This window comes from Kitasatospora sp. NPDC048194 (genome assembly GCF_043202455.1).
Taxonomy (GTDB): domain Bacteria; phylum Actinomycetota; class Actinomycetes; order Streptomycetales; family Streptomycetaceae; genus Kitasatospora.
Window position 1 is genome coordinate 26,794 of sequence record NZ_JBIDAK010000039.1, and the last position, 22,252, is coordinate 49,045.

Below are 22,252 nucleotides of genomic sequence, written 5' to 3' on the forward strand. Positions count from 1 at the left end.
TGCCGGGGGATCAGTCCAGCGAACCGGACAGCCCGCTCGCGGAGCGGCAGTAGCCCTGCATCTCCTTGTCGCTGATCTTCGCGCAGAGCCGGCCGGCCGCGCCGCCGTCGGTGTAGTTGACCGTGTAGTAGCTGACCAGCCCCTCCGCGCAGGCCTTGCGCTGCCAGCCGTCGGCCGCCGTGGCGCACTGCTTCGCGGCCCAGTCCTCGCGGTCCAGGTTGTACTTCATGGTGCGCGAGCCGACACCGCGGCTGCAGTCCACCGCCCCGCCGCTGTCCTTGCCGTTGAGGCACCACTTGAGGGCCTGGGCGTAGACCTCGGGGTGGTTCGGGTAGTCGTGCGAGGACAGGTAGAAGGTCGGGGCGTAGAAGAAGCACGCGGACTGGAACAGGGCCGGCTGGTCCTTGCACGGGTACAGCGGGTCCTGGGCGAGCTTGTCGGCGGGCAGGTTCGCCTTGGCCTGCTCGTCCTCCTCGTCCGGGCCGAAGAGCTGCATGAACAGGCCCTCGGAGCAGCGGATCCGGTTCTGGTCGGTGGTGAACTTGTTGCACAGGTCGCGCGCCTTGGCGACGTCCTGCTTGGCGACGAACATCGTGCCGTGGCCGACGCCGTGGATGCAGGGGCCGGTGTTCTTGGGGGCGCAGAGCTTGAGCAGGTCCACCTCGGGCTGGGTGGAGGCGTTCAGCATCTCCTCGACCGCGCCGTGCAGGTAGCCGGCCGCGCAGGTCTCGTGCGGGAAGGAGATGACCTTCTGGAAGTCGGCGTTGTAGCGCTTGACCGCCGCGTGGCCGAGCTCGTGCGCGATCGGGTGGCAGAAGCGCACCGTGTACGGCTTCTCCTTGGTGATCTTGTCGAGGTCGGCGAGGGCGACGCCGGGGTCGGCGGCCTCCATCTCGGCCATCATCTTGTTGCGCAGCGTCGAGCGGGTCCACACCGCGGGGTCACCGGTGGGCGTGGCACTCGCGGCGCCCGCCGCGGCCGGCTGCGCGCCGGGGGCGCTCGCGGTGACGGCCGGGGCCGCGGTGGCCGCCGCGGGCGACCAGTCGGTGACGGCCACCGAGCCGAGGCCCAGGACGCCCAGGAGCACGGCGGTGAGAATCGCGAAGACTCGCGGCTGCATGACGGGATCCCCCGGCGGATCGAGGTGAACGGTTCGCTCCCATCCTGACGGCACGGGGGCGGGAATCCGCGTTTTCGCCCGCCATTCGGGAGGTGTCGGCGACGCTACCGCATGGTGCGACGTCCGGCCGGGCCGGGCCGGTTCCCGATGATCACCCGGACGGGTGCCGGGCCCGGGCGTACAGGTGGACTCCCGAGGCCCGCGGAAGGGTCGTCACACCGCCCGACCGGGTTCCTGAGCTGAAAGCCGTAAAGCCTGCCCGAATTCGGGCAGGATCTTTGGCTTCGGCGGGCGACGCGGCCTAGAGTCCTCACTCGTGCCGAGCTCACCCCACCCTCACGAAGACCTCCTCGCCCACCTCACCCGGACCAGCCCGCTCGGGCCCCGGGAGGCGGCGCGGGTCGTGGCGGAGGTCCTGGCGTACTTCTCCGAGAGCACGGAGGAGTACGTCCGCCGCCGCCACGGCGAGCTCCAGGCACGCGGCCTGACCAACGAACGGATCTTCGCCCGGCTCGCCGAGGAACTGGGCGCCCGCCGTGTCGCGGCACCGGAGCTGTCGGCCCGCCAGCTGCGCCGGATCGTCTACGGCTGAGCCCGTACCGGCTCGCCCGGGCCCGACGCGCCCGTAGCAGCTCGCCCGGGCCCGACGTGCCCGTACCGGACCCGCCCGGGCCCGACCCGCCCACCGGACCCGTCCGGCCGTCCCCGACCTCCGCGGGACGGGTCGGCGCACCACCAGACCCCTTCCGAGCACCGACCTTCCCAGAGGAGCCCACCCATGTGCGGAATCGTGGCCTACATCGGCCCCAAGGACGCGACCCCCTTCCTGCTGGAGGGGCTGGCGCGGCTCGAGTACCGGGGCTACGACTCGGCCGGGGTCGCCGTCACCGGACGCACCGGCGGGATCAAGCTCCGCAAGGTCAAGGGCCGGGTCGCCGACCTCGCCGCCGCCGTGCCGGCCCGGTTCAAGGGCACCACCGGCATCGGCCACACCCGCTGGGCCACCCACGGCGTCCCCAGCGACGCCAACGCCCACCCGCACCTGGACGACGCCGGGCGGATCGCCGTCGTCCACAACGGCATCATCGAGAACGCCGACGAGCTGCGCGCCAAGCTGACCGCCGACGGCGCCGAGTTCCGCTCCGAGACCGACACCGAGGTGCTCTCCCACCTGATCGCCGCCCACGCCACCGAGGGTGTCGAGCTGGAGGACGCCGTGCGCGCCGCCCTCGGCAGGGTCGTCGGCACCTACGGCATCGCCGTGCTGGACGCCGACCAGCCGGACCGCATCGTGGTCGCCCGCAACGGCAGCCCGATCGTGCTGGGCATCGGCGAGAAGGAGATGTTCGTCGCCTCCGACGTCTCCGCCCTGGTCCGCTACACCCGCCAGGTCGTGCACCTGGAGGACGGCGAGCTGGCCACCGTCCGGGCCGACGGCTTCCGCACCTTCACCGCCGACGCCCGCACCACCCACCGTCAGCCGTCCACCGTCGACTGGGAGATCGACTCCTACGACACCGGCGGCTACGAGCACTTCCTGCTCAAGGAGATCAACGAGCAGCCCACCTCCGTCGAGCGCACCCTCAGCGGCCGGCTCGACGAGCGCTTCAGCACCGCCCACCTCGGCGGCCTCAACCTGGACGCCAGGGAGCTGCGCGAGATCCGCCGGGTGAAGATCCTCGGCTGCGGATCCGCCTACTACGCGGGCGAGATGGGCGCCCAGCTGATCGAGGAGCTCTCCCGGATCCCCGCGCACAGCGAGCCGGCCTCGGAGTTCCGCTACCGCAACCCGGTGATCGAGGCGGACACCCTGTACGTCGCCGTCAGCCAGTCCGGCGAGACCTACGACACGCTCGCCGCCGTCCAGGAGATCAAGCGCAAGGGCGGCCGGGTGCTCGGCGTCGTCAACACCGTGGGCAGCGCCATCGCCCGCGAGTGCGACGGCGGCATCTACCTGCACGCCGGCCCCGAGGTGTCCGTCGCCTCCACCAAGGCGTTCACCTCCACCGTGGTCGCCTTCGCCCTGCTGGCCCTGCACTTCGGCCGCATCCACGACCTCTCGCCGGCCGACGGCCGCCGGATCGTCTCGGCCCTCCAGGCCCTGCCGGACCAGATCCGCGAGATCCTCGCCCAGGGCGACGCCATCGCCGAACTGGCCGCCCGGTACGCCGACTCCACCGGCATGATGTTCATCGGCCGGGTCCGCGGCTACCCGGTGGCCCGCGAGGGCGCGCAGAAGCTCAAGGAAATCTCCTACGTCCACGCCGAGGCCTACCCGGCGAGCGAGCTCAAGCACGGCCCGCTGGCCCTGATCAGCCCCGAACTGCCCACCGTGGCACTGGTCCCGGACGACGAGCTGCTCAACAAGAACCTCACCACGCTCGGTGAGATCAAGGCCCGGCACGGCCGCGTCCTCGCCGTCGCCCACCGCCGCCCTGAGGAGCGGCTCGCCGACCACTGCATCCTGGTGCCCAAGAGCGAGCCGGAGTTGGACCCGCTGCTGCTCAACATTCCGCTGCAGCTGCTGGCCTACCACGCGGCCGTCGCCCTCGGGCGCGACGTGGACAAGCCGCGCAACCTGGCGAAGAGCGTGACGGTGGAGTAGCCCACCGCCGTCCATCGGCCCCCGGGCCCCGGTCGCCGTGCGGACGACCGGGGCCCGGGCGTTGCCGGTCAGAACACCGAGCAGCCCGACAGGGTGGTGAGGGTGTCGAGCGCGGTGACGGCGGCGACGGAGTTGCCGGCCTGGTCGAGCCGGGGGCCCCAGGCGCAGACGGCGGCCCGGCCGGGGAGTATGGCGAGGATGCCGCCGCCGACGCCGCTCTTGCCGGGCAGACCGACCCGGAAGGCGAACTCGCCGGCGGCGTCGTACGTGCCGCAGGTGAGGAGGACGGCGTTGACGCGCTTGGTCTCGCTGCGCGACATCAGCCGGGTGCCGTCGGTGCGCACGCCGTAGCGGGCCAGGAACGAGCCGGCCAGCACCAGGTCGCGGCAGCTCGCGGCGACGGCGCAGTGGGCGTAGTAGTGGTCGAGGACGGTCTCGACCGGGTTCTCCAGGTTGCCGTGGCTGGCGATGAAGTGGGCCAGCGCGGCGTTGCGGTGGCCGTGCTCGGCCTCCGAGGCGGCGATCACCGGATCGGTGTCCAGCAGCTGGTTGCCGGACTCGCGGCGCAGGAACTCCCGTACCGCGCCGGAGGCGTCACCGGTCAACGACTGCAGGCGGTCGGTGACCACCAGGGCGCCCGCGTTGATGAACGGGTTGCGCGGGATGCCGTGCTCCGTCTCCAGCTGCACCAGGGAGTTGAAGGGGTTGCCGGAGGGCTCCCGGCCGACGCCCCGCCAGAGGGCCTCGCCACCGTCGCCGCTGTGGGCGAGGGCCAGGGCCAGCGAGAACAGCTTGGAGACGCTTTGGATGGAGAACGGGCGCTCCCACTCCCCGGCGCCGTACAACTCGCCGTCGACGGTGGCCACGGCCATGCCGAAGGCCTCCGGGTCCGCGGTGGCGAGGGCCGGGATGTAGTCGGCGACGCGGCCGTGGCCGGTGGTCGCCCGGGCGGCCGCCTCGGCGGCCTCCAGCAGCACCGGCCAGTCCAGGATCTCCCCGTCGTCCACGGCTCTCCTCCACACACCCACACTCGACGATCATGGTTCGGACCGGGCGCCGACATCGCGGTCACACCCGGTCCGACCAGTGATTATCCGTGCCGGGGGCGGTGCTCCTCGCTCGGGGTGCTGCTCCCCGCCGGGGCCCTGGTCCCGACCGGGGTCCTGGTCCCCGCCCGGGTCCCGCTCCCCGCTCTGGGTGAGGCCCTGCCCGGGGCGAGGCCCCCGCTCCGGGCGAGGCCCTGCCCGGGGCGAGGCCCCCGTTCAGCCCTTCAGCGGCGCCGGCCGCCGGGCCGCGGTTCCCGCCGGGGCGGTGCCCCGCGGTCCCTCGGGCTGTGCCGCGCCCCGGGCGTCGGCCTGCTCCGCGGCGGGGCTCGCGCTCAGGACCTCGCTCGGGCCCTCGCTCCGCCTCCTCCGCAGGTCCTTGAGGAGGACGACCACGGCGGTGGTGACCAGTGTCCCCGCGGCGATCGCCAGCAGGTAGAGGAACGGGCTGCCGATCAGCGGCAGCACCCAGATCCCGCCGTGCGGGGCGCGCAGGGTGGAGCCGAAGGCCATCACCAGGCCGCCCGCCGTCATGCTGCCCGCGATGCTCGCCGGGATGACCCGCAGCGGATCGGCGGCGGCGAACGGGATCGCGCCCTCGGTGATGAAGGACGCGCCGAGCACCCAGGCGGCCTTGCCGTTCTCGCGCTCCTCCGCGCTGAACAGCCGGCGGCGGACCACCGTGGCGAGCGCCAGGCCGAGCGGCGGCGTCATGCCCGCGGCCATCACGGCGGCCATCACCTTCAGGCTGCCCGCGTCCGGGGTGGCCCCGGCCGTGGTCAGGGCGCCGGCGGCGAAGGTGTACGCGACCTTGTTGAGCGGGCCGCCGAGGTCGAAGGCCATCATCGCGCCGAGCAGCAGGCCGAGCAGGACGGCGTTGCTGCCCGAGAGCCCGTTCAGCCAGTTCGTGAGGCCGGTCATCGCCGAGGCGATCGGGGAGCCCACCAGGACGAACATCAGGAACCCGACCGCCGCCACCGACAGCAGCGGGATCACCACCACCGGCATGATCCCGGCGATCGCCCGCGGCACCTTCCAGCGCACCATCCAGAGCACCAGGAACCCGGCGGCCAGGCCGGAGACGATGCCGCCGAGGAAGCCGGCGCCGACCGCCGCGGAGACCGCCCCGCCGACGATGCCCGCCGCCAGCGCCGCCCGGTCGGCGATCGCCCAGGCGATGTAGCCGGAGAGGATCGGCACCAGGAAGCCGAAGGAGGCCTTGCCGGTCTGGAACAGCAGGGCCGCCCAACTGTGCGACGAGGTCCAGTCGAAGTGGCCGAGCACGGACGGGGCGGAGGCGATCTGATAGCCGCCGACGGCGAACCCGAGGGCGATCAGCAGACCGCCCGCCGCGACGAAGGGGATCATGTAGCTCACGCCGGTCATCAGGTAGCGGCGCAGGCGGTGCGCCCAGTGCTCGCCCGATCCACCGGTACGGGCGGGGGCGGCGGCCGCGGTGCCGGTGGGAGCGGCCCCCGCCGGGCGCGCACCGGAGCCGGCCTCCGCGACCAGGCGGGCGGCCTCGGCGACGAGCTCGTCCGGGCGGTTGACGCCCGCCTTCACCCCCACGTCCACGGTCGGCTTGCCCGCGAACCGGGCGCGGTCGCGGACCTCCAGGTCGTGGGCGAGGATCACCGCGTCGGCGGCCGCGATCACCTCCGGAGCGAGCGCCGTGGTGCCGGCCGAGCCCTGGGTCTCCACCGCGATCACGGCGCCGGCCCGGGCGGCGGCCAGCTCCAGGGCCTTGGCGGCCATGTACGTGTGCGCGATGCCGGTGGGGCAGGAGGTCACGGCCACCAGACGGAGGGCCCCGGCCTCCGGCTGCTCGGCGCCGGGCGGGGCTGCCGAGCCGGGCGCGGCCGAGGGCTCGGGGACGGCCGAGGTCTCGGGGACGGCCGATCCCTCGGCCACGGCGGCGGACCCGGCGGCCGGCGCGGCGTCCCCGCCGTTGACCAGTGCCGCCACGGCCAGCGGGCTCTCGGCCGCCCGCAGCGCGCCGGTGAACGCCGGGTCCATCAGCCGGCGGGCCAGCGAGGCGAGGATCCGCAGGTGGGCGTCGTCGGCTCCGTCCGGAGCCGCGATCATGAAGACCAGGTCGGCCGGCCGGCCGTCCGGGGCGGCGAAGTCCAGGCCGCGGGCGCTGCGCCCGAAGGCCAGGCTGGGCCGGGTGACGTGCGTCGATCTGCAGTGCGGGATGCCGATGCCGTCGCCCATGCCGGTGGGGGCCTGGGCCTCGCGGGCGGCGATGTCGGCGAGGAAGCCGTCGAGGTCGGTGACCCGGCCCTCGGCGACCAGCCGCTGCGCGAGTGCGCGCAGGGCTTCGTCCTTGTCCTCGGGGGCGAGGAAGAGGTCGACGAGTGCGGGTGTGATCAGCCCGCCGGTGTCGCCCGTCGTGTCGCTCGTCAAGTCGCTCATCGTGGGTCCTTCAACTGGTGCCGGAGAGTTGTCCGTTGCCCCCGGGGTGGTGTCCGGCCGGTCCGTCCCACACGGCCCGGTCGGAAGTCGTCGCGTTCAGCCGCCGAGCGTCCGCTCCAGCGGGAGGTCCGCCGTCACGGTGACCGCGGTCGGGTCCAGGTCGGCAGGGGTCGGCATCACGCTGCCCGGCAGCCGGACGGCGGCGGCGCCGTGCGCCAGGGCCGCCGCGAGCGCCTGCGGCCCGCTGCCGCCCGCACCGAGGAAGCCGGCCAGCGAGGCGTCCCCGGCTCCCACGTCGCTGCGCACGGCGGCGACCGGCGCCGTCCCGTACCAGCTGCCCTCCTCGGCGATCAGCAGCATGCCGTCGGCGCCGAGGCTGGCCAGCACCTGCTGGGCGCCGAGCTTGCGCAGCTCGCCCGCCGCGTCGAAGGCGTCGCCGACGGTGGCGATCGGCCGGCCGACGGCCTCGGCGAGTTCCTCGCGGTTGGGCTTGACCACGTCCGGGCGGGCGGAGAGCGCCGCGAGCAGCGCCGGTCCGGAGGTGTCCAGGGCGATCCGGGCGCCGTCCGCGTGCACCCGGCCGACCAGCTCGGCGTACCACTCGGGGGCCAGCCCGCGCGGCAGGCTGCCGCAGCAGGCCAGCCAGCCGACGCCGTCCCCGGCACCCTTCGCCTCCCGCTGCGTCTCGGCGACCTGCGCCAGCAGGGCGGCCGACTCGGCGGGGCTGAGCTCGGGGCCGGCCGCATTGACCTTGGTCAGGCTGCCGCCGGCCTCGGCGATCGAGACGTTGATCCGGGTGTCGCCGGCGATCGGGAGGGCGGCCACCCCGATGCCCTGGCGGCGGAGCAGTTCGGCGAGCAACCGGCCGGCCGGGCCGCCGAGCGGCAGGACGGCGGTGGTGCGGTGACCGGCGGCGGTGAGCGCCCGGGAGACGTTGACGCCCTTGCCGCCCGGGTCCAGCCGGTCGTGCGCGGCCCGGTTGACCTCGCCGACCGCGAGGGCCGGCAGCTCGTACGTGCGGTCCAGGCTGGGGTTCGGGGTGATGGTGACGATCATGCGCGGATGACTTCCGGTCCTTCGGGTCCGAGGTTCTCGATCTGGGCGGCCTGCTCGTCGGTCAGTCCGGTGTCCGTGACCAGCACGTCCACCTGGCTGAGCGAGCCGAACCGGGCGAAGTGGCGGGCGCCGTACTTGGCGGAGTCGGCGAGCAGGACCACCCGGCGGGCGCCGGTCAGCATCGCCCGCTTGACGGCCGCCTCGGCGAGGTCGGGGGTGGTCAGTCCGTCCTCGGCGGAGAACCCGTTGGTGGCGACGACGGCGACGTCCGGGTTGATGTCGGCGAGGTCGCGCAGCGCCCAGGAGTCCACGGCGGCGTGGGTGCGGTGGCGCAGCCGTCCGCCGATCAGGTGGAGGGTGAGCGAGGGGTGGTCGACCAGCCGGGCGGCGACGGGCAGGGCGTTGGTGACGACGGTCAGGGCGGACTCGACGGGCAGCTGCGCGGCGAGCCGGGAGACGGTCGTCCCCGCGTCCAGCAGCACGGTGCCCTCGGTGGGCAGCAGGGCGAGCGCGGCCTTGGCGATCCGCTCCTTCTCGGCGGCGGCGGTGGAGTCCCGCTCGGCCAGGCCGGGCTCCAGGTGCAGGGCACCGGCCGGGAGCGCACCCCCGTGCACCCGGTGCAGCAGGCCGGCCTGGACGAGGGTGGTCAGGTCGCGCCGGATGGTCTCCTGCGTGACGCCGAAGTCCTCGGCCAGCGTCGGCACGTCGACCCGGCCGCGCTTCTGGGCGAGGCGGAGGATCTCCTGCTGCCGCTCGGGTGCGTACATGTGGGATCAGGTCCGTTCCATGTCTGTTTACGCCTGGTTAAGCGAGAGAGTACGCCGTCCGGGTGGAAAAGCAAGCCATTGGGCGACTGGAGCGGCGTTTTTGTTTCTGTGGTTTCCGGTGCCCGGATGTGTTGACATGGGCAGAGAACCGGGCGTAGAACCAATCCCGACACCACGCCCCCACCGGCGTGGGACACGGACACCACCCGACAGGCCGAATCCCCGGGCCGCGCACCTGCCCCCGAGCGCAGCGTCCGACCCTGTCCGTAGCCGTCCGTCACGGACCGGCCGCCGGGTTCCCACCCCGGCGCCGCCGCCCCTCACCCACCCTCGCGATTGGACAACGCCCATGCACTCGATCCAGGTGGCCGTCGGCTCCCGCAGCGGCCTGCACGCCCGTCCGGCCTCGCAGTTCGTCCAGGCCGCCGCCCGGCAGACCGTCAAGGTCACCGTCGGGCGTCCCGGGCAGCCCGCCGTGGACGCCCGCAGCCTGCTCTCCGTCCTCGCGCTGGCGGCGAGCCAGGGCGAGGTGCTGGAGCTGGCGGCGGAGGGCGAGCAGGCCCCGGCGGCGCTCACGGCACTCGCCGAGGTGCTGGCCGCCGACCACGACGCGGCGGCCTGACGCCGCCGGGCCTACGGCGCGGCGGGCCGGTCGCTGGGCCTCATGGCGCGGTGGGCCGGTCGTCGCGGCTCACCGCGCGGTTCGGTGGGCGTCGGGGTGTCGTCGCGGCTCACGTCGCGGTTCGGTGGTCGCCGGGCCGGTCGTCGCGGCTCACGGCGCGGTTCGGTGGTCGTCCGGACTCACGGCGCGTTGGTCGGGGCCTGGAGCGGCGGCCCGGTGAGCAGCGTTCCGGCCTCCGAGTAGGGCCAGCCGTTGGGGACGCACCCGTGCAGCCCCTTGATCTGCTGCATCATCACCGGCGCCGGGGCTCCTGGGCCCGGGCAGTCCACGTGGCCGTTCCCGAGGATGTGGCCGACCTCGTGGTTGACGGCGAGCGCGTGGTACAGCTCGGGCTGACCCCGGTAGAACTCGGACAGCTCGGTCCAGCGCTTGAGGTTGATCACGACCTGGTGGGTGACCCCGCAGTTGACGGTGCCTCCGGTGTCCAGGCCGTACTGGCCGCAGATCCGGTCGGTGGAGCGCGGGGTGGCCAGGTAGACCGTGAAGTCCACCGGGTCCGCGGCCACCCGCTGGAACGAGGCGCTGTTCCCGGCGGCCCAGCCGCGCCGGGTGTCGCCGAGGACCGCGTCCACCTCGGCGGCGAACTGCGCGGGAGTCTCGTCGATCCCGTCCTCCACCCGCACCTTGTACCGGTAGAGGTGCTCCCCGGTGCCGAAGCGGGCGGAGCCGCCCGGCGCGGTGGTGAAGGCCAGCGGCGCGGGGCCGGTGTGCCAGGGCTGCCACCAGAGCACACCGCCCGTCACCGCCGCGACCAGCGCCAGGGCGAGCGCGCCGTGCCAGGGCTTCCAGCGCCTGCGGGATGTGGGGGCCATGGGTGGGTACTCCTGAGCCGGACGGAAAAGCGGTGCATCAGGAGGGACGTCCGAACCGGCGGCATCGGTTCAGTCCGGATCGGTCACACGTTCGGTGGCGCGTGCGCACGGCGGCCCGGGCGGGGCTTCGGCGCGGGTCAGGAGCTCGGGTCGGGAGCTCGGGTCAGCGGCCCGGGTGGGGGTCCGGGCGATGGGCCCGGCGGCGGCGTCGGGCGCGCGGGCCGGGCGGTTCCCGGAACCACCCGAAGGTGCCACCCGTGCGGCGTGTCCCTGGGGATCGGCGGCGGATTCCGCTGTTGTGGTGCGGGCCGACCGGTTCGGCCGGCCCGACCGCCCTCTCCACGCCGTCGCCCACCCGGCGGCCGCGTGCAGAGGGCTCGGACCCCGGGCGCACGGCGCCCACCCACCACACGCACCAGACGCACAGCGGAGGCACCCCCCATGTCCATCACCACCGTCCTCACCGTCTCCGGCATGAGCTGCGGCCACTGCGAGAAGACGGTGAGCGCCGGCCTGGCCGCCATCGACGGTGTCACCGACGTCGTCGCGGACGCCGGGAGCGGCCGGGTCACCGTCGCCTCCGCCCTGCCGCTGGACGAATCGGCGGTGCGCAGCGCGGTGGACGGGGCCGGCTTCACGCTCGTCGGACAGATCTGACCCCGTGCGGTGGGGCCGCCGCCGCGCACCGGTGACGGCCCCCGCCGCTGGTCAGCCCATGCTCTTCGCGCCGTCCAGGGACTCCCGGATGATGTCGGCGTGGCCCGCGTGCTGGGCGGTCTCGGCGATGATGTGCATCAGCACCCGGCGGGCCGACCACGAGGCCCCGGCCTCGAACCAGGGAGCCGAGGGCAGCGGGTGGGCGGCGCCCAGGTCGGGCAGGGTGGCCACCAACTCGTCGGTGCGGCGCGCCACCTCGTCGTAGTCGGCGAGCACTCCGGCCAGCGTCTCCCCGGGCAGCATCCGGAACTCGTCGGCGCGGCGGGCGAAGTCGGCCTCCGTCATGGCGGTGAAGTCGGGCATCGCGGACGGGCCCTCGACGATGAAGGCCGCCCAGGTGCGCTCGACGGACGTCACGTGCTTGACCAGGCCACCCAGGCACAGCTCGCTCGCGGTGGTGCGCCGACCGGCCTGCTCGTCGGTGAGGTCACGGGTGGTGAAGCGCAGGAAGTGCCGCTGCTGCCCCAGTGCCACCAGGAAGTCGGCGCGCTCACCGGTCACGGCGGGCGCGGTGGCGGCGGTGGCGGCGGTGGCGGCGGTGGGGGCGGCGGGGGTGGTCGTGGTCATGGCTCTGGCCTTCCGTTTCGGTTCCTGCTCCCTCGGACAGGAACAACGTTACGGAGCATTGCGGCCACTTCCTGTCCTGAATGCGCCGACAATCGAGACATGGCGAACACCAGCACCCGGACCCTGCGACTCCTCTCCCTGCTCCAGACCCACCGCTACTGGCCCGGCGAGGAACTGGCCGACCGGCTCGGCGTCTCCGTCCGCACCCTGCGCCGCGACATCGACCGGCTGCGCGAACTCGGTTACCCCGTCGAGGCGCAGCGCGGGGTCGACGGCGGCTACCAGCTGGCGGCGGGCGCGGCACTGCCCCCGCTGGTCATCGACGACGAGGAGGCGGTCGCGCTCGCGGTCGGCCTCCAGGCGGCGGCGGAGAGCCCGGTCGAGGGCGTGGGCGAGGCCTCGGTGCGGGTGCTGGCCAAGGTCGTCCAGGTCATGCCCGCCCGGCTGCGCCGCCGGGTCGAGGCGCTGCGCGCGGTGACCGTCCCGGTCGACTGGGGCCGTTCGGCCGGCTCCGGCGTCGACCCGGACGCCCTCACGGTGGTCGCCCTGGCCTGCCGTGACGGCGAACGGCTCCGCTTCTCGTACACCGCCGCCTCCGGGCCCCGTACGGAACGCCACGTGGAGCCGCACCGGCTGGTCTGCCTCGACCGCCGCTGGTACCTGGTCGCCTACGACCTGGACCGCGCCGCCTGGCGCAGTTTCCGCCTGGACCGCCTCACCGCCCCGCACGGCAGCGGCGCCCGCTTCGCCCAGCGTGCGCTGCCCGCGGCCGACGCGGCCGAGTTCGTCCGCGCGGGCCGCAACGGCATGCCCCGGCCGCACCGGGTCGAGGCCGTGGTGGAGGCCCCGGCCGAGTACGTTCGCGCCCGGGTGGGCCGGTGGGGCGAGGTCGAGGCGGCGGGCCCCGAGCGGTGCCGGCTCGTGATGACGGCGGACTCGCTGGACTGGCCCGCGATGGCCCTGGGATCACTGGGGGCGGAGTTCCGGGTCGTCGGGCCGCCCGAGCTGCGGGCGCTGGTCGCGGAGTGGGCGGCCCGTTTCGGACGGGCGGCGGGCGGCGGGAGGGACGAGCCGGAGGAGGTGTAGAGCACGAGCAGAACACCGGCAGCACACGAGAAGTCGGCGCCACCGACTTCTCGTGCCGGGTGCTTCGCCGTCCGTCCGCAGACGGGCTGATAACCGCTTGGCCCGGCAGGGCGGGCGGGGCGATCATGGCGGGATGTCCGATCTGCTCGAGCGGGTGACCGCCTTCCGCACCGCCTTCGCCCGTCGACAAGCTGCCGAGGTCGTCGAACGTCCCGAATTCCCCGGGGTGTTCGCGGTCCGGGACGAGGAGTTCGCGCTCTCCCACGAGCACAACCACCTGGTGGTGACGGGCCAGGGTACGGATCCGGCCGGGCTCCCCGAGCTGGCGGCGCGGTGGCTCGGGCCGCGCCCGCAGTACGCGATCACCGTGCTGGACGACGCGTTGGGCGAGCGGGCCGCCCCGGTGCTGGTCGAGGCCGGCTACGAGTGGGCCACCGTCGTCACCCTGGTCCGCGACACCGCGGGCTGCGAGCTGCCTGAACCGGCTGCGCTGCCAATCGAGTTGGCCGAGCTGAGGGCGGCGGTGCTGCGCCAGCAGTCCGAGTGGTTCGAAGGCGCGGAGCTGAGCCGCCAACTGACCGACCGCCGGGCCGCCCGGTTGCGCGGCGCCGAACAGGTGCGGTTCCTGGCCGCCCGGACGCCGGAGGGCGGCATCGCGGCGTGGGCCGACCTCTACCTCGACCGGGCAGCCGGGCTGGCCCAGGTGGAGGACCTGGTCACCGATGCCCGGCACCGCGGCGCGGGCCACGGTGACGCCGTGCTCGCCACCGGTCTGGCGCTCGCGGCCGCCGCCGGGATCCCCCAGCTGTTCCTCCTGGCGGACGCCGCCGACTGGCCCCGGACGTGGTACGGGCGGCGGGGCTTTACCGAGATCGGCCGCAGCCACTCCTTCCACTCGCGCTGAGCGGCGCCGGCGGCGCGGGCCGGGCTGGCCAGGCTCGGTGAGCTGGTGACCTCCTCGCGGGGCGCGTTCGGCGTCCGCTTCGACCCGGTCGGTGAGCGCGTCGCGTTCGTCGACGAGCTGGGTCGGGTGATCGACGACGACCGTGCGCTGCTGGTGCTGCTGGACCTGGTCGCGGCCGAGCGGCGCAGCGGGCAGGTGGCGCTGCCGGTGACCACGACCCGGATCGCCGAGCAGGTCGCGGCGTACCACGGGCCCCAGGTCATCTGGACCACGACGACGCCGGACGACCTGGCCGAGGCGGCCCCCGCCGAGGGCACGGTGTTCGGTGGGGACGGGCGCGGCGGCCTTCGTCCGGCTGGTGGGTCCGGTGGCCCGGACGACTCAGCAGACGCTGAGCCAGTCGATGTCCGGATCCCGCACGCGCATCCGGCGCCGGGACATCGCGACGCCGTGGGCGAGGGGCCGCGGGCGACGGGGCCACAGGCCGGCCGGGTCAGGGAGTGGCCGGGTCAGGGAGTGGCCGGGTCAGTGAGTGCCCGACGGGCCGGCGGCCGTCGCCCTCCGTCCGCAGTGAGCCGCGACGGTGTCGGCGAAGGCGCGGGCCGGCGGGTACAGGGTGTCCCAGTCGCGCAGCGCCCAGCCGACGGTGAGGCCGGGCAGGTCGGGCAGCGGCAGCAGCCGGCGGCCGGGGTGGCCGGGCCCCTGCCATTCGGGGAGCGCGGGCACCACGGCCTGACCCAGGCCGAGTTCGGCCAGCAGGATCGCGGTGTCCCAGTCCGTGACGCTGGTGTCGAAGGCCGGACGGATGCCCGACTTGCCCAGCCAGTCGTCGAGTTGGGACCGGGACACCGAGTTCTGGGGGAGCCCGATGAGCCGGGCGTCCTGGAGGTCGGCGGGTTCGATGCGGTCCCGGGTGGCGAGGGGGTCGTCGGAGGCGACGGCGAGGACCCAGGGCAGATCCACCACGGGCCGCTGGTCGATGCCCCGGACCGGGGCGCCGAGGGTGATCCAGGCCAGGTCGACGTGCCCGGCGGTGAGCGCCTCCAGACAGCTGCGGCTGGAGACCACGGTCTGGAACTCCAGGCTGACCCGCGGGAACCGCTGCCGGAAGTCCACCACGGCCCCGGACATGAAGTGCCGGATGCTGGTCGCGCCGGTGGTGATCCGCACCGACCCGCCCTCACCGCGGGCGAGTTCGGCGATGGTGCGCAGGGCGTGGTCGATCCCGCCGAGCCCGCTGGCCACCGCCGTCTGCAGGTGGCGCCCGGCCGCGGTGGGCACGACGCCGCGCGGGTGCCGCTCGATCAGGGGCAACCCGAGTTCGCGCTCCAGCCGCTTCACGTGCTGGCTGACGGCGGACTGGCTGCAGGCCAGGTCGCGGGCGACGGCGCTGAGCGAACCGGCCCGGCAGACGGCGGCGAAGACGCGGAGGTCGTCAAGGGTCACCGGCCCAAGGTAATGCTTGGGTGTGCCCCAGCAAACCGGCGGATTGACTTGGGTGTTCGGCAGGATCGATCATCGGTGGCAGGGCCCACGAGAAGGGCGGCAACCCGCCCGCTGCCTTCGCGGCGTTCCGGACGCCGGGGCGGGGGCACGGCGGGTGCCGACCCGCACGCGGGCCCACGAGCGGGATCGGTGGCACCAGCGGTAGCGGTGATGCCGGTGGTTCCTGTAAGCGAGTGGCGCCGGTGACAGGGCGACAGAACGTCAGGTACGGAGGGGGAGCGGAATGCGGTACGCCGACGGTCCGGGTACGCAGAGCGAGGTGTTCGTCGAGGCGCCGGTCGAGCGGGTCTGGGAGCTGGTGACCGACATCGCCCTGCCCGCCCGGCTCAGCCCGGAGCTGCAGCGGGTCGCGTGGCTGGACGGCGCGGACGGCCCCGCCGTGGGCGCGCGCTTCGAGGGGCACAACCGGCGGGCGGACATGCCCGACTGGCGGACGGTCTCCGAGGTGGTCGAACTGGCGGAGTGCCGCGCCTTCGCCTGGGCCGTCCTGGACGTCGACGGCCACTACGGCGAGCCGGTCACGGAGGTGGCCGGCGCGCTCGCCCGCTGGCGCTTCGACCTGATCCCCGAGGACGGCGGCACCCGGGTGCGCCAGTCGACGGTCCTCGGCCCCGGCCGCAGCGGGATCACCCGGTTCATCGAGTCCCGGCCGGAGGCCGAGGAGCGGATCGTCGAGTTCCGGCTGGAGGAACTGCGCAGCGGGATGGCGGCGACCCTGGCGGGCATCAAGTCCCTGGCCGAGGCGAAGCGTTAGGCCCGCGGCCGTGGAGGCGGACTACGCGAGCCTGCTGGAGGCGGTCCGGGCCTCGGCGGAGCGGCTGGACGCGAGCGCCGTACGGCTGACCGACCGGCAGGCCCGGGAACCGTCGCTGCTGCCCGGCTGGACCCGGGGCCACGTCCTCACCCATCTCGCCGCCAGCGCCGGCGCGTACCGGTGGATGCTCGCGGTGGCCCGTACCGGCACCCCGCCCGGGCCGCGCCCCGACTCCGCCGAGTTGGCACGGCGGTTGCGCGAAGGCGCGGGCCGGGGCGCCGACGCACTGGTCGCGGACCTGCGGAGCGGCCTGGACGGGCTGCTGGCGGACGCGGCGGCACTGCCCGCCGGTCGCCGGACGGTGCTGGTCACCGCGCTGGCGGGGTGGCGGCACCCCGCCTGGTACGTCCTGTGGCGGGCCTGGCGGGAGCTGGAGGTGCACCACGTGGACCTCCAGCTCCCGCCAGGCCCGCACAGGTGGCCGCGGGCGTTCGTCCTGCGGGCGTTGGAGGAGAGCACGGCGGCGCTGGCCGAGCGGGAGGTTTCGGTGGCCCGGGTCGAGGCCGAGGACCTCGGCCGCAGCTGGGCGCTGGGCGGCCCGGGAGCGGTGGTGCGCGGCCCGGGGCACGCGCTGCTCACCTGGTTCGCGGGCCGCGGGTCGGCGGCGGCCCTGCACTCGGACGCTCCGCTGCCGGGGCTGCCGCCGTGGCCGCTGCCGCCGGTGCCCGGCTGGGGGTGACCGCCGGACAGCCGCCGCGCTCTGCCGGCCGGTCTGCGGCTGCCCGGCACGCCGCCGTGCTGTGCCGGCGCCCAGGCGTGCGGCGCTGGTGGAGGTCGTCCCGATGCCGTGGGCGTTGCGGGGGAGTCGGCGCCGTGGCCCCGGCCGGTGGCTCCCGCCGGGGTGAATCCCGCCCGCCGTGCGCGAACCTGCGGCGGACCGGTGGCCGGCCGGGGCGGCCCGGCCGATTACCGCTACCAGGAGAGCGGGTAGCGGACCGGATGTCCGCCGATCCGGCCGGGCAGCAGGCCGACCACCACCAGGAGCACGGCGGCCAGCCCGAGCAGCGGAACGAACGGCACCGGCCGCGGGGCCTGGAGGACCACGATGACGGCGGTCGCCACGGCCGGGGAGTGCGAGAGGCGGGTGAGCATCATCGCGCCCAGCGCGAGCCCGGCGGCGATGGCCGCGGCCCAGGTGGTGCTGCCGGTGACGGCCAGGGTGGCGAAGCCGGTCACGGCCGACAGCAGGTGACCGCCCACCAGGTTGCGCGGCTGCGAGATCGACAGTCCGGGCGCGCCGTGGACCAGCGCCGCGCTCGCCGCCAACGGCGGGATCAGGAGGGGCTGGTGGAGCAGCACGCCGATGCCGGCGAGGACGAGAAGGGCGCCGACGGCGAAGGCGGTGGCCTTCAGCGCGTGCAGGGGGTGCGGCCGGGGCGGCCCGGGCGGGCGGTGTGCCGTGGCAGACGGCGCTGCGGCAGGCGGCGTCGGGGCGGTCGGCGCCGGGCTGGGCAGTGCCGGGCTGGGCACGGGCGGAGAGGACACGGGGGCGGGCATGGTGCGGGTGGGCTCCGGACTGGGGTTGGGGGCCCGTAGATCCTAAACAGACTGTTGAAGGAAGGGCAGGGCGTTCCGCCTGCTGGACGGATCGCCGAGCCCGGGCGCGAACCACCGTCCGTAGCCCGCCCGCACCGGGCCGGGGCCCGCCCGCACCGGGCCGGGCACCCGACTCCGCTCCGACGACGGGGTGGGGCGTCCGGTCCGGCCCGGTGGCGTGCGCCGGACGGCGCGCCCGCGGTCGTCAGCCGAGCACCTCCGCGCGGTGGGTGGGGCGCCCGTCCATGACGGTGAGCAGGACCGGCAGCTCGGCGAGTTCGCCGTCGGGGGTGGTGAGCGGGTCGGCGGCCAGGACGGTGAGGTCGGCGCGGTGGCCGACGGCGATGCGGCCCGCCAGCTGCTCCTCGCCCGCCGCGAAGGCGGCGTTGACGGTCATCGCGCGCAGTGCCTCCAGGGCGGTGAGCGCCTGCCCGGGGTTGTGCGGGGGCCGGCCGAGGTCGCGGGTGGGGCGGCGGTGGCGGGCGCCGGCCATGACGCCCAGCGGCGGGTACGGGGCGATCGGCCAGTCGGAGCCCAGGACGACGGTCGCGCCGGCGTCCCAGAGGTCGCGGCAGCGCCAGGCGCGGTCGGCGCGCTCCTCGCCGAGCCGCCGGGACCAGTTGTCGGTGTGGTCGGCCCGGGTGAAGTCGCAGCAGTGGGTGGGCTGCATCGAGGCGACCACGCCCAGCTCGGCGAAGCGCCGGACGAGCTCGTCGGGGACGGTCTCGATGTGCTCGATCCGGTGGCGGACGGGCCTCGTCGCGGCTGCGGAGCCGGCGGCCCGGCCGTCGGAGGAGCGGGTGGCCGGGCCGCCGGTCGAGCCACCGGCCGGGCCGTCGGCCGAAGCCTTCGCGACGGAGTCGAGCGCGTGCCGGACGGCGGCGTCGCCGATGGCGTGGGTGGCGGTCGGTACGCCGGCCCGGTGCAGCTGTCCGATGACGTGGGTGTAGTGCGCCGGGTCGGGCCAGAAGGCGTGGGTGGACTCGCCGTGGCAGTCGGGGCGCTCCAGCCAGGCGGTGCCGTTGTCGATGGTGCCGTCCATGAACAGCTTGACGCCGTCCACCCGCCACGACGTCCCGCCGCGGCCCTGGAGGCCGATCAGCGCCCGCAGCCCGTCCTCGTCCACGCCGGGCTGGCACCAGGGCGCGACCCGCAGGCGCAGCGGCAGCTCACCGGCCTCGTCGAGTTCGGCGTAGAGCTCCAGGCTGTCGCCGTTCGCGTCCATCGCGTGGCCGCCGGTGAGGCCGGTCGCGGCCATCGCGCGCAGGGCGGCGGCGAGGCGCTCGCGGCGCTCGGTGCGGGTGGGCTGCGGGGCGGCGCGCTCGACCAGTTCGCAGGCGGCGTCCTCCAGCAGCAGACCGGTGGGGCGGCCGTCGGCGTCGCAGACCACCTCGGCGGCCTGGTCGAAGCTGCGCGGGCCGTCGATCCCGGCGAGCTCCAGGGCGCGCGGGCTGGCGAGCATGGAGTGGGCGTCGAAGAGCTGGAGGAGCGCGGGGACGCCGTCGAGCACCGGGGCGAGCGCCGCCGCCTCCACCGGGCGGCCGCCGAAGGCGTTCGGGTCCAGGCCCCATGCGTGCAGCCAGGCGCCGGGGGCGAGTCGGCGCACCTCCGCGGCGAGCGCGGCGCGGACCTCGGCCAGGTCGGTGCAGACGGAGAGGTCCAGGCCGTGGGTGAGCTCGGCGCCGGTGACCGGGTGCAGGTGGCCGTCGACCAGGCCGGGGGTCACCACGGCGCCCCTGAGGTCGATCACCGTGGTGGCGGCGTCGGCGAGTTCCCGGATCGTGCGGTCGTCGCCGAGGGCGGCGATCCGGCCGTCGACCACGGCGAGGGCGGTCTGCGGGAGGAAGCCGCCGGTCGCGGGGTCGAGCAGGCGGGCGGAGAGGAGGACGAGGGAGGTGCGCACTTCAGCTCCTGCGGTCGGGCGGGGTGGGGGAGTGGGGGTCAGGCCGGGTCCACCGTGGGGGTGAACGTGCCTTCCGGCAGGCCGAGTTCGCGCTCGGCGGTGGCGGCGGCGAACCGGGTGGCGGCGGACGGGTGGTTGCCCAGGCCGGTGTTGGCGTGGCCGGCCAGGCCGTCGATCACCACCAGGATCCGGACGGCCGCCAGGAGGGCGTCCTCGGCGCGGAACTGGCCGCGGTCGACGCCGTCCTGGACGACGGAGCTGAGGCGGCCGCGCCAGAGGTGCTCCTGGGTGAGGACGCGCTCGCGCAGGACGGGGCGGTAGCGGCTGAGGTGGCGGGCGTTGAGCCAGAGCCGGCTCATGTCGTCGTAGGCGGGGCCGGTGGTGCGGGCGAAGAAGTCGGTGAGCAGGTCCAGGGGGGAGGCGTCCGGCGCTCCGACGGGCAGCAGCGACTCCAGTTCGGCGGTGGCGGCGCTGCCGAAGGCCTCGGCGACCAGGTCCTCGACGGCCGGGAAGTAGTGGCTGATCAGGCCCGGTCGGACGGCGAGCTGGTCGGCGATCCGGCGCAGGGTGATGCACTCCAGGCCCTCGGTGAGCGCGACGGTGGCCGCGGCCCCGACGATCTCCGCCCGTCGGTCGTCGGGGGATTTCCGGATCCGTTTGCGCTGAACGCTTGACGTCATGTGCCGGATGCTATTGAGTGTGCGACCAATAAGCAAGAAGGTGGGCACGACACCCCCAGATGGAGGGCCCCCAATGGCGTCCACGCTCCCGGACCACCCCCACTCCCCCCAGGACCCGGGCACGGCCCCGCCGCTCCAGCACCCCCAGCACGAGCGCGCCGGCCGGATCGAAGTCCACGGCATCGACCGCATCCCCGAGTCCGAACGGCGCGGCCGCGCCCGGGAACTCTTCTCCGTCTGGGCGGCGGCCAACGTCAACTACCTCAACCTGGTGGTCGGCGGCGCCCTCGTCCTCAGCGGGCTCAGCCCCTGGCAGGCCTTCGCGGTGGTCGTCGCCGGCAACCTGTTCTGGCTGGGCACCGGCCTGCTCGCGGTCTCCGGACCGGCCGCCGGCGCGCCCAGCGAGGTGATCACGCGCACGATGTACGGCATCCGCGGAAACCGGGTGAACAACGCCGTCACCGGCTGGATGATCTCCGTCTGCTACTTCGCGCTGAACCTCGCCGCGGCGGCGGTCGCCGCGTTCTCGCTCGCCGAGGAAGCCGGGATCACGCCCGACACCCCGATCAAGGTCGCCATCGTGATCGCGATCACCGTGGTCACCCTCACCATCAGCGTGTACGGCCACGCCATGATCGTGCGGCTCTACCTGCCGATCACCCTCGTGCTCGCCGCCGCCTTCGCCGTCGTCGGTTACGAGATCCTCCGGCACGCCGACTTCGGGTGGAGCCAGCCCCGACCGCTCACGGGCGCCGGACTCTGGGCGGCCGTCCTGGCGGGCACCACCCTGATCGCCTCGGGCCCGCTCTCCTACACCACCAGCGCCGACTTCTCCCGCTACCTGCCCGCCACCACCTCCCCCCGCGCCGTCCTCGGCTGGACCGCCCTCGGCGGCTTCCTGCCGAGTGCAGCCGTCGGCGGCCTCGGCGTGCTGGCGGCCACCGCCGTCGACATGACCGACCCGCAGGCCGCCCTCCAGAAGATCCTCCCCGGCTGGTTCAACCCCGTCTTCCTGCTCTCCCTCGTCGTCGGCACCATCGCCGTCAACGCGCTCACCGCCTACAGCGCCGGCCTCGCCCTCCAGGCGGTCGGCATCCGGATCCGGCGGACGCTCAGCGTGCTCGTGGACGGCACCGTCGCGGTCGCGCTGACCCTGTACGCGCTGCTGGTCTCCAACTTCCTCGACACGGTCAGCAACGTGCTCCAGCTGACGGTGGTCCTCCTCGGCCCCAGCACCGCCATCTACGCCGCCGACATCCTGCTCCGGCGCAACCGCTACGACGGCCGCGCCCTCACCGACGAGTCCCCGGGCAGCCCCTTCTGGTACCGCGCCGGCTTCAATCCCGCCGGAGCCCTCGCCCTCGCAGCCGGTGTCGCCACCTCCGCGCTGTGCGTCGACACCCTCTACACCGGCCCGGTGGCGGCGCTGACGGGCGTGGACCTCGCCCTGCCCGTCGGCATGCTGGTCGCGGCCGCGGTCTACACCCCCCTGATGCGCCGGACCTCCCCGCGACGCAGCGCCTGACCTGCGGGGCTCGGGCGCGCGGTGAACGCCGCGCGCCTCGCGCCTCCGCATCGGTGCACCGTGCACCTTGCGGCTGCGTCGGAAGTCGGACCCGCCGACTTCCGGCGCAGCCGCGTACGTGTCTGGTGCGGTGGCGAAGGAAGAGGGGCCAATTTTGCCCCTGGTGTGCGAAGGGCGGGAACCGCCGTCTGGCCGTTGACCGATGACCGAGCACCGGCGCAGGAAGTCGGGCCCGTCGACTTTTGGCGAAGCCGCGTACGTGTCCGGGGCGGCAGGGCAGCGCCGGAACCAGCAGAGGAACACGACGACGGTGGCGAGGAACAACGGCAGGGAGACCGGTGCGAACTGCGCGTAGGGCTCCGACCTGCGCGGCGAGGGCCAGGCGCAGGGGGTCGGCCACCGGGCCGCTGAAGGCCAGGGCGCGCGGAAACGGCGCATGACGACTTGCTGCGGAGTTCACTGCCGGCCCCGCCGACATGCCTGCGGTGCTGGTCACGCGCAGAGATCGCCTGAA

20 protein-coding genes and 1 pseudogene are annotated in these 22,252 nt (G+C 74.7%); 10 read left to right on the forward strand and 11 right to left on the reverse strand.

Translation table 11 applies throughout. The annotated features are described in order from the left end of the window. Positions 1 to 10: 10 nt before the first annotated feature. Positions 11 to 1,120 carry a hypothetical protein gene (locus tag ACGF07_RS31325; protein ID WP_392904236.1) on the reverse strand — a complete coding sequence of 370 codons (1,110 nt, stop codon included), beginning with the start codon at positions 1,118 to 1,120 and terminating at the stop codon, positions 11 to 13. A 316-nt stretch (positions 1,121 to 1,436) separates the two neighbouring features. Here ACGF07_RS31325 and ACGF07_RS31330 point away from each other — a divergent pair, with 316 nt between their 5' ends. Both ACGF07_RS31330 and glmS read left to right on the forward strand, forming a co-directional pair. Continuing rightward, the gene (locus ACGF07_RS31330) at positions 1,437 to 1,712 is read left to right on the forward strand and encodes a hypothetical protein (protein WP_350743641.1); all 276 of its coding nucleotides are present in this window, start codon (positions 1,437 to 1,439) and stop codon (positions 1,710 to 1,712) included. A gap of 186 nt (positions 1,713 to 1,898) precedes the next feature. Next, positions 1,899 to 3,725, forward strand: a complete 1,827-nt coding sequence (gene glmS, locus ACGF07_RS31335; protein WP_392904238.1) for a glutamine--fructose-6-phosphate transaminase (isomerizing) — start codon at positions 1,899 to 1,901, stop codon at positions 3,723 to 3,725. A gap of 68 nt (positions 3,726 to 3,793) precedes the next feature. Here glmS and ACGF07_RS31340 read toward each other — a convergent pair whose 3' ends face one another. From ACGF07_RS31340 to ACGF07_RS31355, 4 genes are all read right to left on the reverse strand, one after another. Next, the gene (locus ACGF07_RS31340; protein ID WP_392904309.1) at positions 3,794 to 4,714 is read right to left on the reverse strand and encodes a glutaminase; all 921 of its coding nucleotides are present in this window, start codon (positions 4,712 to 4,714) and stop codon (positions 3,794 to 3,796) included. 273 nt (positions 4,715 to 4,987) lie between these two features. Then, complete coding sequence (locus ACGF07_RS31345; protein WP_392904240.1) at positions 4,988 to 7,183, reverse strand: fructose-specific PTS transporter subunit EIIC; 2,196 nt, start codon at positions 7,181 to 7,183, stop codon at positions 4,988 to 4,990. Between the two features lie 96 nt (positions 7,184 to 7,279). Continuing rightward, entirely contained in the window at positions 7,280 to 8,239 is a 960-nt protein-coding gene (pfkB, locus tag ACGF07_RS31350; protein ID WP_392904242.1) for a 1-phosphofructokinase, read from the reverse strand. Beyond that, positions 8,236 to 9,006: a DeoR/GlpR family DNA-binding transcription regulator gene (locus ACGF07_RS31355; protein ID WP_392904245.1), complete on the reverse strand. Its 771-nt coding sequence runs from the start codon at positions 9,004 to 9,006 to the stop codon at positions 8,236 to 8,238. The genes pfkB and ACGF07_RS31355 overlap by 4 nt, the downstream gene beginning before the upstream one ends. A 349-nt stretch (positions 9,007 to 9,355) precedes the next feature. Between ACGF07_RS31355 and ACGF07_RS31360 the strand changes: the two genes are divergently transcribed. Next, positions 9,356 to 9,628: an HPr family phosphocarrier protein gene (locus ACGF07_RS31360; protein WP_392904247.1), complete on the forward strand. Its 273-nt coding sequence runs from the start codon at positions 9,356 to 9,358 to the stop codon at positions 9,626 to 9,628. A 179-nt stretch (positions 9,629 to 9,807) separates the two neighbouring features. Here the strand turns inward: ACGF07_RS31360 and ACGF07_RS31365 are convergent, their stop codons facing one another. After that, positions 9,808 to 10,500, reverse strand: coding sequence for a DUF3152 domain-containing protein (locus ACGF07_RS31365; protein ID WP_392904249.1), 693 nt, complete (start codon positions 10,498 to 10,500; stop codon positions 9,808 to 9,810). Positions 10,501 to 10,941: 441 nt separating this feature from the next. Between ACGF07_RS31365 and ACGF07_RS31370 the strand changes: the two genes are divergently transcribed. Continuing rightward, the gene (locus ACGF07_RS31370; protein ID WP_392904252.1) at positions 10,942 to 11,157 is read left to right on the forward strand and encodes a heavy-metal-associated domain-containing protein; all 216 of its coding nucleotides are present in this window, start codon (positions 10,942 to 10,944) and stop codon (positions 11,155 to 11,157) included. Between the two features lie 51 nt (positions 11,158 to 11,208). Here the strand turns inward: ACGF07_RS31370 and ACGF07_RS31375 are convergent, their stop codons facing one another. After that, entirely contained in the window at positions 11,209 to 11,784 is a 576-nt protein-coding gene (locus tag ACGF07_RS31375; protein WP_392904254.1) for a DinB family protein, read from the reverse strand. Between the two features lie 99 nt (positions 11,785 to 11,883). On the opposite strand from ACGF07_RS31375, the gene ACGF07_RS31380 reads away from it, so the two are divergent. The 3 genes and pseudogenes from ACGF07_RS31380 to ACGF07_RS31390 all read left to right on the forward strand — a co-directional run. Then, positions 11,884 to 12,870, forward strand: a complete 987-nt coding sequence (locus tag ACGF07_RS31380) for a helix-turn-helix transcriptional regulator (protein ID WP_392904256.1) — start codon at positions 11,884 to 11,886, stop codon at positions 12,868 to 12,870. 133 nt (positions 12,871 to 13,003) lie between these two features. After that, positions 13,004 to 13,774, forward strand: a complete 771-nt coding sequence (locus tag ACGF07_RS31385) for a GNAT family N-acetyltransferase (RefSeq protein WP_392904258.1) — start codon at positions 13,004 to 13,006, stop codon at positions 13,772 to 13,774. 3 nt (positions 13,775 to 13,777) lie between these two features. After that, positions 13,778 to 14,231: pseudogene (locus ACGF07_RS31390) on the forward strand (mannose-1-phosphate guanyltransferase); the annotation flags it as partial. A gap of 68 nt (positions 14,232 to 14,299) precedes the next feature. Here the strand turns inward: ACGF07_RS31390 and ACGF07_RS31395 are convergent. Further along, positions 14,300 to 15,220: a LysR family transcriptional regulator gene (locus ACGF07_RS31395; protein ID WP_392904260.1), complete on the reverse strand. Its 921-nt coding sequence runs from the start codon at positions 15,218 to 15,220 to the stop codon at positions 14,300 to 14,302. A gap of 283 nt (positions 15,221 to 15,503) precedes the next feature. Here ACGF07_RS31395 and ACGF07_RS31400 point away from each other — a divergent pair, with 283 nt between their 5' ends. Both ACGF07_RS31400 and ACGF07_RS31405 read left to right on the forward strand, forming a co-directional pair. Beyond that, the gene (locus ACGF07_RS31400) at positions 15,504 to 16,034 is read left to right on the forward strand and encodes an SRPBCC family protein (RefSeq protein WP_392904263.1); all 531 of its coding nucleotides are present in this window, start codon (positions 15,504 to 15,506) and stop codon (positions 16,032 to 16,034) included. 10 nt (positions 16,035 to 16,044) lie between these two features. Further along, positions 16,045 to 16,773 carry a maleylpyruvate isomerase family mycothiol-dependent enzyme gene (locus tag ACGF07_RS31405; protein WP_392904266.1) on the forward strand — a complete coding sequence of 243 codons (729 nt, stop codon included), beginning with the start codon at positions 16,045 to 16,047 and terminating at the stop codon, positions 16,771 to 16,773. A 233-nt stretch (positions 16,774 to 17,006) separates the two neighbouring features. Here ACGF07_RS31405 and ACGF07_RS31410 read toward each other — a convergent pair whose 3' ends face one another. The 3 genes from ACGF07_RS31410 to ACGF07_RS31420 form a co-directional block, all read right to left on the reverse strand. Beyond that, positions 17,007 to 17,579 (reverse strand): HPP family protein, encoded by a 573-nt coding sequence (locus ACGF07_RS31410; RefSeq protein WP_392904269.1) that lies wholly within the window; start codon positions 17,577 to 17,579, stop codon positions 17,007 to 17,009. 256 nt (positions 17,580 to 17,835) lie between these two features. Then, entirely contained in the window at positions 17,836 to 19,533 is a 1,698-nt protein-coding gene (locus tag ACGF07_RS31415; RefSeq protein ID WP_392904272.1) for an amidohydrolase, read from the reverse strand. 38 nt (positions 19,534 to 19,571) lie between these two features. Then, positions 19,572 to 20,213 carry a TetR/AcrR family transcriptional regulator gene (locus ACGF07_RS31420; RefSeq protein WP_392904274.1) on the reverse strand — a complete coding sequence of 214 codons (642 nt, stop codon included), beginning with the start codon at positions 20,211 to 20,213 and terminating at the stop codon, positions 19,572 to 19,574. 73 nt (positions 20,214 to 20,286) lie between these two features. Here ACGF07_RS31420 and ACGF07_RS31425 point away from each other — a divergent pair, with 73 nt between their 5' ends. Then, positions 20,287 to 21,738, forward strand: a complete 1,452-nt coding sequence (locus tag ACGF07_RS31425; protein ID WP_392904276.1) for a purine-cytosine permease family protein — start codon at positions 20,287 to 20,289, stop codon at positions 21,736 to 21,738. Positions 21,739 to 22,252 lie beyond the last annotated feature (514 nt).

Bases quoted from the DNA above. Each gene is read 5' to 3' on its own strand.
- ACGF07_RS31365 (WP_392904249.1), bottom strand. From the start codon at position 10,500: ATGGCCCCCACATCCCGCAGGCGCTGGAAGCCCTGGCACGGCGCGCTC.
- ACGF07_RS31400 (WP_392904263.1), top strand. From the start codon at position 15,504: ATGCGGTACGCCGACGGTCCGGGTACGCAGAGCGAGGTGTTCGTCGAG.
- ACGF07_RS31355 (WP_392904245.1), bottom strand. From the start codon at position 9,006: ATGTACGCACCCGAGCGGCAGCAGGAGATCCTCCGCCTCGCCCAGAAG.
- pfkB (WP_392904242.1), bottom strand. From the start codon at position 8,239: ATGATCGTCACCATCACCCCGAACCCCAGCCTGGACCGCACGTACGAG.
- ACGF07_RS31360 (WP_392904247.1), top strand. From the start codon at position 9,356: ATGCACTCGATCCAGGTGGCCGTCGGCTCCCGCAGCGGCCTGCACGCC.
- ACGF07_RS31325 (WP_392904236.1), bottom strand. From the start codon at position 1,120: ATGCAGCCGCGAGTCTTCGCGATTCTCACCGCCGTGCTCCTGGGCGTC.
- ACGF07_RS31420 (WP_392904274.1), bottom strand. From the start codon at position 20,213: ATGACGTCAAGCGTTCAGCGCAAACGGATCCGGAAATCCCCCGACGAC.
- ACGF07_RS31425 (WP_392904276.1), top strand. From the start codon at position 20,287: ATGGCGTCCACGCTCCCGGACCACCCCCACTCCCCCCAGGACCCGGGC.
- ACGF07_RS31375 (WP_392904254.1), bottom strand. From the start codon at position 11,784: ATGACCACGACCACCCCCGCCGCCCCCACCGCCGCCACCGCCGCCACC.
- ACGF07_RS31370 (WP_392904252.1), top strand. From the start codon at position 10,942: ATGTCCATCACCACCGTCCTCACCGTCTCCGGCATGAGCTGCGGCCAC.
- ACGF07_RS31385 (WP_392904258.1), top strand. From the start codon at position 13,004: ATGTCCGATCTGCTCGAGCGGGTGACCGCCTTCCGCACCGCCTTCGCC.
- ACGF07_RS31345 (WP_392904240.1), bottom strand. From the start codon at position 7,183: ATGAGCGACTTGACGAGCGACACGACGGGCGACACCGGCGGGCTGATC.
- ACGF07_RS31380 (WP_392904256.1), top strand. From the start codon at position 11,884: ATGGCGAACACCAGCACCCGGACCCTGCGACTCCTCTCCCTGCTCCAG.
- glmS (WP_392904238.1), top strand. From the start codon at position 1,899: ATGTGCGGAATCGTGGCCTACATCGGCCCCAAGGACGCGACCCCCTTC.